The following is a 12,581-nucleotide window of genomic DNA, read 5'->3' as shown; positions in this document are numbered from 1 at the left end:
AGCCTCAGGGAAGGTTGGCACGCAGGCGCTGGAGAGTTTCACGTTGTTTCCTCCCCCGGTCCACGGCGGGCGTCACATTCTGTCGCGCATCAGGTCGCGCCTCCAGATGAAGGAGCAGGGCGCGGATGGTGGGGTACTGGAAAAGATCCATGAGGGGGAAGCTGCGCTGGAGCCGCGCTTGCAGGCGGTCATGCAGCCGCACCATCAGCAGGGAATGCCCTCCCAGATCAAAGAAATTGTCCTCCACCCCCACCTCTTTGAGGTTGAGACATTCTCTCCATGCAGCAGCAATCACCTGCTCCAGCTCGGACTGTGGCGGCACAAAGGCAGCCTCAATCTGCGGCCTGTTGGAATCGCCGGAGGGCAGGGCCTGCAGATCCACCTTGCCTGAAGGGAGCAAGGGCAACTCCCTCAGGAACTCCACGCTCTGGGGCAGCATGTACTCCGGCAGGGACTCGCGCAGCGCGCGGAGGACCTCCCCATGGGTCGGCGGCGGGGTGTCCCCATGGGCCACCCAGGCACCCAGCCGGCCGTCGCGCAGGATCACGGCGCAAGCCTTCACCCCAGGCACTCCCATCAGAGCCGACTCGACCTCTCCGGGTTCGATGCGATAACCACGCACCTTGAGCTGGCGATCCAGCCTTCCCAGGAAGGAGAGTATCCCCTCCGGAGTCCAGCAGGCACGATCTCCCGTGCGATACATTCTGGCACCACTCTCCGGAGCGAACGGGTCGTTCACAAAGGCCGTGCCATTCGCCGGGGCATTGACATAGCCCAGCGCCACACAAGCGCCACCGAGGTACAACTCCCCCGGCACGCCCAAAGGGACAGGCTGGAGCAAGGCATCCAGCACATATACCTTGGCATGATCCGTGGGAACGCCAATGGAGGCCTCCGCCGGCCAGACCGCGGGATCTTCCGGCAGCGTCTCTGCGGTAACGACGTGGCACTCCGTGGGACCATAGTGGTTGTGCAACCGCGCCTCGGGCAGAGCCTCGAACAGGCGTCGGATTTCAGGAGTCAATTTCAGTCGTTCCCCGGCGCAGATGACGTCCCGTACGGCGGCCCAGGTGAGGGTCGATGCCCGGCTTGACCAGGCCTCTGCCAAGGCCTGCAGGGCCACGAAGGGAAGGTAGAGCCGCTCAACGTGATGCTCCTCGATCCAGGCCAGCAGCGCCTTGGCATCCGCACGCACTTCCTCCGGCACCATCACCACCACTCCCCCGGTCGCCAGCGTGGCCACTGTATCCTGGAAAGAAACGTCAAAGGTGAAGGGCGCAAACTGCAGCGTGCGGGCAGGCTGCCCCAGACGAGGATGGTTCAGGTGCCACGTAAGAAGCCCTGCCAGGGAACGATGCGGCATGAGCACGCCTTTGGGCCGGCCGGTGGAGCCTGAGGTGAAGAGCACGTAGGCCGGGTCTTCCGGAGCAATCACGATGTCACGGAGCGTCTCCAGATCCGCCGCTGCGACGGGCGCAGAGTCAGTCACGGTGAACCGCTTCACGCCCGCGGCCAGAGGCAACTGGGAAACCAGGTGATCATCGCCCACCACGGCATGCAGGTCGCTATCGGCCAGGATGGCCGCCAGACGGAGGGAAGGCTCCGTGGGGCTGATCGGCACATAGGCCGCGCCGCTTTTGAGAATACCTAGAACCGCTACGACACCCGCAGGGGAACGCTCCACACACAGTCCCACCCGCGAACCTTGACCCAGCCCCGCCTGCCTCAGCCGTGCAGCTAGCTGATCGGACGCCGTCTCCAGTTCTGCCCGGGGCATGGACTGTTCCCCTGAGACGATGGCCAGCGATGCGGCATCTCGAGCAAGCCCGTCCTTGATCAATGGCGTCACGGTCATCTCTCCAGATGGTTCCGTGAGTGAGCCCGTCCCGAAGTGGGTCAATTGCGCACGCGCTGCCTCCGGCAGAATGCTCATCCGGCACACCGGTTCACCCGCCTCCTTGCCCAGGTGGGCCAAGAGCGTCTCGAATCCGGTGCCCAGTGTCCGTACCGCTGCCTCCGGCAGCAGACCGGCATTGAACTGCCAGCGGCAGATCAGTCCTCCATCACCTGACTCTGTGACGTCCAGGCAAAGATCGAAGGGCGTGACGGCATCCTGTCGATCCCAGGGACCGATGTTCAAGCCCTCGGCCAACACCGGGGATGGAGCCTGCTCGCGATAGATGAAGAGGCACTGAAACACCGGGGTGTGATGCAAGTGCCGCTCCGGATGAATGGCCTCCACCACCTTCTCAAACGGCAGCGCCTGGTGTTCATACGCATGGAGCGCCTTGGCACGCACCTTCCCCAGCATCTCCCTGAAGGTGGCTTCGGCCTCAAAGGGAAGACGCAGGGCCAGGGTATTGATGAAACAACCCAGCATGGACTCCGTGGCCAGCTCCGTGCGCCCGGCCACCGGGCAGCCCAGGATCACCTCCTCCTGCCCGCTGTGCCGGTGCAGCAGCACGCCCAGGGCGGCGGCCAGCACCATGAACGGAGTGACCCGCTCTTCCTTGCAAAGAGACTGCCAGGCCTGGCGCGACTCAGGAGTCAGTCTGCTCACCAGCGTGACGGCCTCTGTCTGTTGAAGCTCTCTCCTGGGCTTCGCATAGGGAAGATCCAGCACCGGAAGGGCACCCTTGAGTTCTTCCTTCCAGTAGGTCAGATCATCTGCCCAGACACCTGCGTCGGCACACTCCCGCTGCCAGGCCGCATAGTCGGCGTATTGCAGGGAGGGAGGCAGAGTTTCCTCTACCTGCCCTTCCCCAGCACCTCCGTAGGCCCTGGCCAGCTCATCCTGCACCACACCGGCGGACCAGGCATCTGCGATGGCATGGTGCATCCCCAGCAGCAGAACGTGATCCGTGTTGGAGAGTCGCACCAGGGTGGCATGAATCAACGGCCCCTGCTCCAGATCAAACAAACGATCCGCCACGGCACGTGCCAGCTCATCCAGTCTCTGTCGTTGCACCTCCTCTTCCAAGCCACCCAAGTCGTGCAACGGAAGCGGGACGGGGCCCGGCGGCAGCAACCTGGCCTGCACCACCCCGTCCACTTGAGGGAAGATGGTCCGCAACACCTCATGCCGTGCCACCACCTGATCCAGTGCCTTTTGCAAACGACCAAGATCCAGCGCTCCCGTGAGATGTAGAAACGTGGGCCGATGATAAGCGGTGGATCCGGGTTCAAGCTTCCAGAGAAACCAAAAGCGCTCCTGGGCAAAGGAGAGCGGGTACTCCTGCTGCGACAGACGGGGCCTCAACTCAGGCCGTTGTTTCTGGGGCGACGTATCGCCATGACCGTCCGCGCCCTTCGCCTTCCGCGTCTCCAGCAGGGCAGCCTGTTCTTTCAGCGTCGGTGCGCCATAGAAACTGGCCAGAGGCAGTTCCAGGCCCAGCAACTCGCGCACCCGCACCGCCACCTGAGTCACAGCGATGGAGTTGGCACCCAGATCAAACACATCATCCAACATGCCCACGGGGCTGGTGGACAGCACGTCCTGCCAGATCTCCACCAGCGCCTTCTCCAGCTCCGTGGTCGGAGCCACATGCGCGGCACGGGAAGCCTCCGCAGGTGCCACGCTCGTCATGCCCAGCACTCGGGCCAGACTCACGCGTTGGATCTTGCCGGTGGGTCCCTTGGGGATCTCCTCCAGAATCAACACACGCGCCGGCACTTTGAAATGCGCCAGCTTCGTGCCGGCAAACTTTCGAATCTCCTGCTCCGTCAACTGAGCACCGGGCTTTAGCACCACCGCTGCCGCCACCGCCTCGCCCAAGGCCGTATCCGGCACGGCAAAGGCCACCGCCTGGGCCACGCCAGGGCAGTCGAGCAGGGCTTCATCGATCTCCCGGGGGGAGAGCTTCTCACCACCGCGGTTGATAATTTCCTTGATCCTCCCGGTCAGGAACAAATAGCCTTCTTCATCGAGATGCCCCTGGTCCCCGGTACGGAACCACTGCTGCACAAAGGAGGATGTGTTGGCGGTGGGATTGTTCTCATACCCGGCCATGACATTGGCCCCGCGGATCACAATCTCTCCCGTGGCATGAGGAGGCAACAGCTCGCCAGTTGCGTTCATGATGCCCACCTCCGGGCCGGCCGCGACACCCACCGAGCCGGGCTTGCGCTGGCGGGGCGGCAGCGGATTGCTGGCCACTTGATGGGCGGATTCGGTCATGCCCAGGGCCTCGATCACGGGCACGCCGAACGATGACTCCATCTCTGCCATCAGCTTGGGGGCCAGGGCTGAAGAGCAGGAGCGGATGAAGCGCAGACGATGCGGCGGAGGGGTGGAGCCCTGACGCCGGGCCACGATGGTCTGATGCATGGTGGGCACCGCCGTGAACCAAGTGGGTGAGTGCCGCTCCAGCCAACCGGGAAACTCCAGCGGCTGGTAGCCCGGGCTGGCCACGACCTCCGCCCCCACGGAAATCGAGGAAAGCACCGCCCCCAACAAGCCATGCACATGGAACAGCGGCATGATGTTCAGACAGCGGTCACCCCTGGTGAGCGCGAGGGAGCGGGCAATGTTCTGAGCGGACTCGACAAGGTTCCGCTGGCTCAGAGGCACGATCTTGGGGCGGGCGGTGGTGCCTGAAGTGTGCAGCACCAGGGCCACATCCTCTGCCAGCGCCAGTTCCGGTGTGAGCGCAGGCTGACTGCCGCCTTTCACCTCAAACACGCCAGCTTCCCGATCGGTCGCGGGCTCAAGCCAGACCGTTTCGATCCCCAATGCATCCGCCGCCTGCACCGCCGTGGGGGCACATCCCGCCACGGTCACGAGGAGACGCGCATTCAGGTCGGAGAGGTAGAACTTGAACTCGTCCAGGGAATACGCGGGGTTCAAGGGCGCACAGGTGGCGATGGCTCCCACGGCCAGGAAGGCGACCACCATCTCAGCGCCGTTGGGCAGAACGATGGCCACCCGGTCCTGCCTTGTCACACCCCTCCCCGCCAGCAGCGTCGCGCCACGCTGCACTTCCTGACCCAGTCTGGCGTAGCTGAGCGGCTGCCGGTCAATCCCGCTCAGGGCATCCTGGTCTGGGTGGGTGGTGACAGAGCGGTTGAGGAGGTCGAACAGAGTCTGCATGCGCAAAAAGTGTGGGATCGGGGACAGCCGCCGCCCGATTGGCATAGGGTGCCTTCACCCTCAAGGCAATTTGATCGAAATTGCACCCGTCCGCCCCTGCTCCAGACCTCCCGCCAGAACACGAAAAAGGCCCCCTGGGTCAGGGGGCCTTTTGAGAGGACGGGGGAAGGCTTGTTCTACCTTTCCCAGAGGATTATGCGTGAGCAGTCGCCGAATCAGGGCCACCATGGGACGGCGTCACCGCTGGGGCAACCGCCGGCTTCTTCACGCCGAGCTTCTCCAGCACCACATAGAAAATGGGGGTGAGGAAGAGACCAAAGACGGTCACACCGATCATCCCGGCAAACACGGCCACCCCCATGGCCTGGCGCATCTCTGCACCGGCCCCGGTGGCCACCACCAGCGGGAACACCCCGGCGATGAAGGCGATGGAGGTCATCAAGATGGGGCGCAGACGCAGGCGGGAGGCTTCCAACGCGGCTTCGACGATGCCCTTGCCCTCCTCGCGAAGTTTCACGGCGAATTCCACAATGAGAATGGCGTTCTTCGCGGCGAGACCGATCAGCACGATGAGGCCGATCTGCGTGAAGATGTTGTTGTCCCCCTTCGTGAACCACACCCCGGCCATGGCCGAGAGCAACGCCATGGGCACGATGAGCAGCACGGCAAAGGGCAACCTGAAGCTCTCATACTGGGCAGCCAGCACGAGGAACACGAGGACGATACTGATAGGGAAGACCAGCATGCCGGTGTTACCCGCCAGGATCTTCTGATAGGTCAGCTCCGTCCAGTCCAGCGCCAGGCCTTTGGGCAGCGTCTCTGCGGCCAACTTCTCCATGATCGCCTCGGCCTGACCCGAACTGAAACCGGGGCCGGGCATGCCACTGATCTCCGCGGCGGGATAGCCGTTGTAGCGCATGGCCCGGTCCGGACCATAGGTCTCGGTCACCGTCACCAAAGAACCGAGGGGCACCATCTCGCCTTTGGCATTGCGGGTCTTGAGCCGCAGGATGTCATCGGCATTGGTGCGGAACTCCGCATCCGCCTGGGCCACCACCTGATAGGTGCGGCCGAACCGGTTGAAGTCATTCACATACAGCGAGCCCAAGTTGATCTGCATGGTCTCAAAGATGTTGGCCAGCGGCACACCCTGCTGCTTGGCCTTGGCGCGATCCACATCCGCCTGCAACTGGGGGTTGTTGATGGTAAAGCTGGTGAAGAGCCCTGCAAGGCCAGGGGTCTGGTTCGCCTTCGCGATGAGGGCCTGCGTGGCATTGTACAGCTCGTCATAGCCCAGACCAGCCCGGTCTTCGACGTAGAACTTGAAGCCACCGGTGGTGCCGAGCCCGTTTACGGGAGGCGGAGTGAAGATGGCAATGAAGGCCTCCTGGATCTCGCCAAACTCCTTGTTGAGCTGGGCAGCGATCTCGGTGCCGGACATGCCGGGTCCTTTGCGTTCTTCAAACGATTTCAGCGTGGTGAAGGCAATGCCGGAGTTGGGACTGTTGGTAAAGCCGTTGATCGACAGACCGGGGAAGGCCACGGAGTCAGACACACCTTCATGCTTCATGGCGATCTCCGTCATGCGGCGGATGATCTTGTCTGTGCGCTCGATCGAGGCGCCTTCCGGAAGCTGGGCAAAGGCGATGAGGTATTGCTTGTCCTGGGCTGGCACAAAGCCGGCCGGCACCTTCTGGAATAGGTTCGCGGTAAGCACCAGGAGACCGCCATACACAATGATCGCTATGGCGCTCACGCGGATGATGCGGGCCACGCCGTTGGAGTACTTCTGGGAGGCCCAGTCAAAGAAGCGGTTGAAGGGGCGGAAGAACCAGCCAAAGGCCCAGTCCATCGCCTTGGAAAGCTTGTCCTTGGGTGCGTGGTGATCCTTCAGCAAAAGGGCGCTCAGCGCAGGGGAAAGCGTGAGGGAGTTGAACGCCGAGATCACCGTGGAGATGGCGATGGTGATGGCAAACTGCTTGTAGAACTGCCCGCTCAATCCAGTGATGAAAGCAGTGGGAATGAACACAGCAGAGAGCACCAGGGCGGTGGCCACGATGGGCCCCGTCACCTCACTCATGGCCCGCTTGGTCGCCTCCACAGGCGTGAAGCCCAGAGCGATGTTGCGTTCCACGTTCTCCACCACCACGATGGCATCATCCACCACGATCCCGATGGCCAGCACGAGGCCGAAGAGCGAGAGCGCATTGATGGAGAAGCCGAGCGCACTCATGACTGCGAAGGTGCCCACCAGGGAGACGGGCACCGCAGCCAGCGGGATAATGGAAGCGCGCCAGGTCTGGAGGAACAGAATGACCACCAGCACCACCAGGATGATGGCCTCAATCAGCGTGTGCACCACGGCCTCGATGGAGTGCCGCACGAACACCGTGGGGTCATAAGCAAAGGCGTACTCCAGACCGTCGGGGAAGGTCTTCTTCAGCTCCGCCATCTTTTCCCGCACGGCATTGGACACGGCGATGGAGTTGGCTCCGGGAAGCTGGAAGACGGGGATGGCCACAGCCGCCTTGTTGTTGAGCAAAGAACGCAGCGCGTACTCGGAGGCTCCGAGTTCCATGCGGGCGATGTCCTTGAGCAGCACGCGTTCGCCCCGGGCACCGATCTTCACGACGATGTCGCCGAACTCCTCCTCCGTCACGAGGCGTCCTTTGGTGTTGATGAGCAGCTCATTGTCACCCGCATGCGGATTGGGCTGCTGGCCCACGGAACCAGCGGCCACCTGCACGTTCTGCTCCCGGATCGCCGCCACCACATCACTCGCGGTCATGCCACGGGCCGCCACCTTGTTGGGGTCCAGCCAGACGCGCATGGCATAGTCTCCTGAACCAAAGAGCTGCACCTGCCCCACCCCGGGCAGACGGGCCAGCACATCACGCACCTGTAGTGTGGCATAGTTGCGCACGAAGACCTCGTCATACCGGTTGTCGGGGGAGAAGAGGTGCACCAGCAGGGTCATGTCTGGCGAGCTCTTCACGGTGGTCACGCCGATGCGGCGCACCTCCTCCGGCAACTTGGGCTCTGCCTGGGCCACGCGGTTCTGCACCATCACCTGGGCCTTGTCCGGATCCGTGCCCAGCTTGAAGGTCACCGTGAGGGTCATGACCCCGTCCGTGGTGGCCTGGGAGAACATGTAGATGGAGTTCTCCACGCCGTTGATGGACTGCTCCAGCGGGGTGGAAACCGTCTCGGCGATGGTCTTGGGGTTGGCACCGGGATAGCGGGCGGTCACGACCACCGTGGGCGGCACCACTTCCGGGTATTCGCTCACCGGCAGCAGCCATAGGGCAATGGCGCCCACCAGCAGGGTGATGATGGACAAGACACCCGCAAAGATGGGGCGCTTGATGAAGAAGTCTGAGAAGTTCATGACAGGGCAGGTTGGCAGTTCAGGACGGAGGCAAAGCGGCGGCTGATCCCGGCATCAGAGGCCGGATCTCGAAGGAAGTTGGGAATGGGGTGAGGAAGGCCGCCCCGAGGGGGACAGGGGCGGCGCGAATGATTGGGTTATTTCATCGCCACAGCGGCAGACTCAGGGCTCACGGTCATGCCGGCCGCCACACGCTGGGTGCCGTTGACGATCACGCGGTCACCGGGCTGGAGGCCTTCGCGGACCACACGCTTGCCTTCCACCAGGGAGCCCAGCTTCACGGACTTGAGCGCGACCACGTTCTCGGGGTTCACGGTAAGCACGAACTTCTGGCTCTGGTTGGTACCGATGGCACGCTCGCTGATCACCAGGGCCGGTGAAGGGGCGCTCACAGGCACCCGCACACGGGCAGAGAGACCGGGCACCAGCTTGCCATCCGGGTTGGCAAAGATCATGCGCAGCACCAGGCTGCCGGTGCCAGGATCCAGGCGGTTGTCGGCGGATTCAATCACGCCGCGATTCGGATAGCCCGTCTCGCCGGTGAGCTGCATATCCACCGGCACGCGCCCGTTTTCCGAGGCAAGCCGGTTCTCCCTGCAGAGCTGGTTGATGACCAGGTAGGAGGCTTCATCCACATCGGCGTACACATAGACTTCGCCTTCAGAGACGATGGTGGTCAGCAGAGTGGCCCCACCGGGAGCGCCGGAGACCAGATTGCCCGCCGTGACGTAAGCCCGGCTCACGCGACCGCTGATGGGCGCGCGCACCTGGGTGTAGTCAAGGTCCAGCTTGGCGGTATCCAGCGAGGCCTGAGCAGCCAGCAGTTCCGCTTTGGCTTCCTCCAGGGTGGAGGAACGGGTGTCCGCCTCCTCGACGGAGATGGCGCGGCTCGCGAGAAGCTCCGTGGAGCGCTTGGCATCACGCTCGGTGATGCGGACTCTCACGCGCGCCTTCTCCACACCGGCCTTCGCCAGATCGAACTGGGCCTGATGCCAGCGGGGATCGATGGTGAAGAGCACATCCCCTTTCTTCACGGACTGGCCCGCCTGGAGGAGCACGTTTTCAATGTGTCCCGACACGCGGGGGCGAATCTCCACACTCTCGATGGGTTCCACGCGACCGAGAAGCTCACGGTGATCGGTGATGGTTCGCTCCTCGACCGTCGCGACAGTCACCTTGGGCGGAGGGGGAGCACCGGGGGCAAGAGCGGCCGCATTCTCACCAGCCGTCGCGGTGCGGGTGCCGAAATAGGCGGCCCCACCCACGCCGAGGAGCGTAACGAGGGATAGCCAGGCGAAGGCGCGCAGGCGGGATTTTTGAGGTGCAGGGGCCGCAGGGGTTTCGATGGGGCCGAGGTCGGTCGAGTTCATGGATTGAGCTTTGTAGTTGACTGTATAGTAAACAATTTTCCGCGAAAAAAAGGCAGCGGGGCTAGGCCGCGACCTTGAGGGAACGAGCACCCAGGATGTCCAGGGAAGCATCGGGAAGCGTGCGCAGAAAATCGAGATCGTTCTGAATGCGGGCCTGGGCCAGACTGCCCTCGAACAACGCAAAGAGGCATTTGGCCTTGGCCGCCGCATCTCCGGGAGGGACAGAACCCTCTGCCTGCGCGTCGCGAATGGCCGATTCAAAGTAGCGGATCTGGCTCTGCAGGATCTCCTGAGCCTTGGCCCGGATCACTTCATCCTGCGTACTGGTCTCAGATCCAATGGAAAAGCAGGGGCAACCAAGCACTTTGCCGTGCTCCTTTTGCACTTTCACCTGCCCATCGTAAACCGACTGCATGAACCCGCGAATGCGCTCCAGCGGCGGCAGGGAAGCTGAGAACAGGGCATCCCACTTGGCCTTGCCATCCTGGATCCAGTTCTCATTGAGCGCCGCCACCGCGAGGGTGGACTTGGAGTCGAAGAAGTAGTAGAAACTCCCCTTCTTCACCCCGGCCTTTTCGCAGATAGCGTCAATCGTCACCACCCCGTAACTGCGCTCCCAAATAAGATCGAGCGCAGCCTCAAGAAGGCGTTCTTTGGCGTCACTGGTACGGCCCATGGCTGACCAATAATAGTTTACTAGATAGTCAAATACAAGTCGAAATTCGAAAATTCTCGACTTCGGTCTGGATTCACCGTACCCCACCCCTTCCAGTTTGCCATGCCTGCCGACGAGCTTCTCAAAGAAACTGAACGCTTTCTGCATGCGCAGATCCCGTTGACCAAGGCCATGCAGGTGCATGTGGCATCCTTCGACGAAGCCCGGCTGGTCCTGACCGCCCCCTTGGAGGCGAATCACAATCACCTGGGGACTGCCTTCGGCGGCAGCCTCGCCACCTTGGCGACGCTGGCGGGCTACAGCATGCTCTGGCTCCTGCTGGAAGACCGGGAGGCCCACATCGTGATCAAGGACAGCAAGATCCGCTACCTGGCACCCGTCAGGGGTGAACTGCATGCCGCCTGCAAGCGGCCGGATGCCAAAGCCGTGACGAAGTTCAAGAAGCTCTTCGCGAAATCCGACAAAGCCCGCATCACGCTGAAGGTCGTGGTGGAGGAGGGAGACCGCGTCTGCGTGGAGTTCGAGGGAACGTTTGTGGCGTTGAAGTAGGACTGGAAGGAGCGGCCCAAGACATCTCGCACGGATTCAGGCACAATCTTCGAACTCCGACTGAAGCCGAAGAAATGCGGCATTTTCCTCCGTGGGATCAAATCCCAGGACTTGCTCTCTTGTCACAAACAGATAGCACCCCTCAGAAAGACACACCATCCAGCTTTGCCTTAATCCCGCCAGAAGGCCTTGCAACCCGCGAACGAAATCCGCATGAAGGTAGCTTTCAACTTCAAAGGCAACCTCAATGAAACGTGATCGATTGAAACACTCGTGGAGGTGATAGTCACCGGGCCCCAGTCGCCGGGCAAGGTACTTCCCCACCATTGACAAAGTGACAAGGCACTCCTCTTCGAAACCATCATTCCCACCAGGTGCAGCGTGATCACGCAAACTGTAGAACCTTTCGAATTCCCGTTCTGTCAGTGAGAGGAAGCGCTTCATCATGGAAAATCGGGGAGGCTGCACCGTTTGCGGTGGACACTGTGCACCACGAGCAATTCCTGAACTAGCAAGTTCTCACCCCTTGTCTCGCCAACCACGAGACTTAGCGGCAGCGACCAGATCCGTCAGGTTGCCTGCCTGAAGTTTGGTCATGACGTTGGCGCGATGAAATTCCACCGTCCGGACGCTCAGCCCCATCAGTTCGGCGATCTCACGGTTGGTCTTTTGGTCCAGCACAAAGCCCAGGACCTGCTGTTCTCGACGGGAGAGGATCTTGCCGACGCTTTCGGCATTGGCCCCTTCGCGGGCAATGGTTTCATGAAACTTCCCTGAATAGAACCGCTGGCCAGAAACCACCGCACCGAGAGCCTCAGCCAGAAGCTCTGGGGTGGCGTCCTTCTCCACATAACCTTCCACGCCAGATTCACGAATGCGGGTAAGGGCCAGAGGATCTGTCAAAGTGGAGACCACCAGGGCGCGCAACTGCGGCCGGATCTGCCTCGCGAGCTTCACAAACTCAAGGCCGTCCATGCCAGGAAGCTGGTAGTCCACCAGCATGACATCCGGCGTGGCGATGCCCACGAAAGTGAGCGCTTCTTCTCCGGTCCGGGCAGAGGCCGCCACGGCAAAGCCGGGCAGCTCCGCCACCCATCGCTCAAAGAACGCTCTTACCATGCCCTGATCTTCCACGATCAGCACCCGGTGCCTGGAAAGAAGTGTGTCACCTGTGTTCATACCATCTCGTCACCAACCACTGCGACTGACGCAGCCTTCTTCAATAGGAATGAGAACTGCGTACCGCCGTCGGCACCCGCCGCCGCCACCAGTTGCAAGCCCAGCGCCCGGCAGATTTCCCGGCAGAGCCGCAGCCCCATGCCCGAAGTGGCCGTGACCGGCTCATCCGCATCCGCCGCCAGCCGGGCAGCCACTTCAGGGGCGAGGGTGGGACCGTCATTGCCCACGATGAAGCGGACGCCGTCCGGTGTTTCCTCATACCGCAGCACCACCCGGGTACGGGCAAACTTCAGAGCGTTGGCGAGGAGGTTGCGTACCAGGGTTTGAGTC

Annotated in this window: 8 protein-coding genes; 1 reads left to right on the top strand and 7 read right to left on the bottom strand. The window is 62.2% G+C overall.

Going from position 1 to position 12,581, the window contains the following annotated elements:
• Positions 1-4: 4 nt before the first annotated feature.
• The 4 genes from BV106_RS08705 to BV106_RS08690 all read right to left on the bottom strand — a co-directional run bounded on the left by BV106_RS08705 (position 5) and on the right by BV106_RS08690 (position 10,523).
• Entirely contained in the window at positions 5-5,089 is a 5,085-nt protein-coding gene (locus tag BV106_RS08705) for a non-ribosomal peptide synthetase (RefSeq protein ID WP_038163491.1), read from the bottom strand.
• Positions 5,090-5,282: 193 nt separating this feature from the next.
• Positions 5,283-8,477 (bottom strand): efflux RND transporter permease subunit, encoded by a 3,195-nt coding sequence (locus tag BV106_RS08700; protein ID WP_038163489.1) that lies wholly within the window; start codon positions 8,475-8,477, stop codon positions 5,283-5,285.
• A gap of 137 nt (positions 8,478-8,614) precedes the next feature.
• On the bottom strand, positions 8,615-9,847 hold the full coding sequence (locus BV106_RS08695) for an efflux RND transporter periplasmic adaptor subunit (RefSeq protein ID WP_038163485.1): 1,233 nt from the start codon (positions 9,845-9,847) through the stop codon (positions 8,615-8,617).
• A 61-nt stretch (positions 9,848-9,908) separates the two neighbouring features.
• Entirely contained in the window at positions 9,909-10,523 is a 615-nt protein-coding gene (locus BV106_RS08690; RefSeq protein WP_038163483.1) for a TetR/AcrR family transcriptional regulator, read from the bottom strand.
• Between the two features lie 102 nt (positions 10,524-10,625).
• Between BV106_RS08690 and BV106_RS08685 the strand changes: the two genes are divergently transcribed.
• On the top strand, positions 10,626-11,072 hold the full coding sequence (locus BV106_RS08685; RefSeq protein ID WP_038163480.1) for a thioesterase domain-containing protein: 447 nt from the start codon (positions 10,626-10,628) through the stop codon (positions 11,070-11,072).
• 36 nt (positions 11,073-11,108) lie between these two features.
• Here the strand turns inward: BV106_RS08685 and BV106_RS08680 are convergent, their stop codons facing one another.
• From BV106_RS08680 to BV106_RS08670, 3 genes are all read right to left on the bottom strand, one after another.
• Positions 11,109-11,519, bottom strand: coding sequence for a hypothetical protein (locus BV106_RS08680; protein WP_038163478.1), 411 nt, complete (start codon positions 11,517-11,519; stop codon positions 11,109-11,111).
• A gap of 72 nt (positions 11,520-11,591) precedes the next feature.
• Positions 11,592-12,251, bottom strand: coding sequence for a response regulator transcription factor (locus BV106_RS08675; RefSeq protein WP_038163477.1), 660 nt, complete (start codon positions 12,249-12,251; stop codon positions 11,592-11,594).
• Positions 12,248-12,581, bottom strand: a 334-nt coding sequence (locus BV106_RS08670) for an ATP-binding protein (protein ID WP_038163473.1), incomplete at its 5' end; no start/stop codon positions are given. The genes BV106_RS08670 and BV106_RS08675, both read right to left, overlap by 4 nt.

Source organism: Verrucomicrobium sp. BvORR106, assembly GCF_000739655.1.
GTDB lineage: Bacteria > Verrucomicrobiota > Verrucomicrobiia > Verrucomicrobiales > Verrucomicrobiaceae > Verrucomicrobium.
This window is presented reverse-complemented; position numbering and strand designations above follow the sequence as displayed.

Bases quoted from the DNA above. Each gene is read 5' to 3' on its own strand.
- BV106_RS08705 (WP_038163491.1), bottom strand. From the start codon at position 5,089: ATGCAGACTCTGTTCGACCTCCTCAACCGCTCTGTCACCACCCACCCA.
- BV106_RS08700 (WP_038163489.1), bottom strand. From the start codon at position 8,477: ATGAACTTCTCAGACTTCTTCATCAAGCGCCCCATCTTTGCGGGTGTC.
- BV106_RS08695 (WP_038163485.1), bottom strand. From the start codon at position 9,847: ATGAACTCGACCGACCTCGGCCCCATCGAAACCCCTGCGGCCCCTGCA.
- BV106_RS08690 (WP_038163483.1), bottom strand. From the start codon at position 10,523: ATGGGCCGTACCAGTGACGCCAAAGAACGCCTTCTTGAGGCTGCGCTC.
- BV106_RS08685 (WP_038163480.1), top strand. From the start codon at position 10,626: ATGCCTGCCGACGAGCTTCTCAAAGAAACTGAACGCTTTCTGCATGCG.
- BV106_RS08680 (WP_038163478.1), bottom strand. From the start codon at position 11,519: ATGATGAAGCGCTTCCTCTCACTGACAGAACGGGAATTCGAAAGGTTC.
- BV106_RS08675 (WP_038163477.1), bottom strand. From the start codon at position 12,251: ATGAACACAGGTGACACACTTCTTTCCAGGCACCGGGTGCTGATCGTG.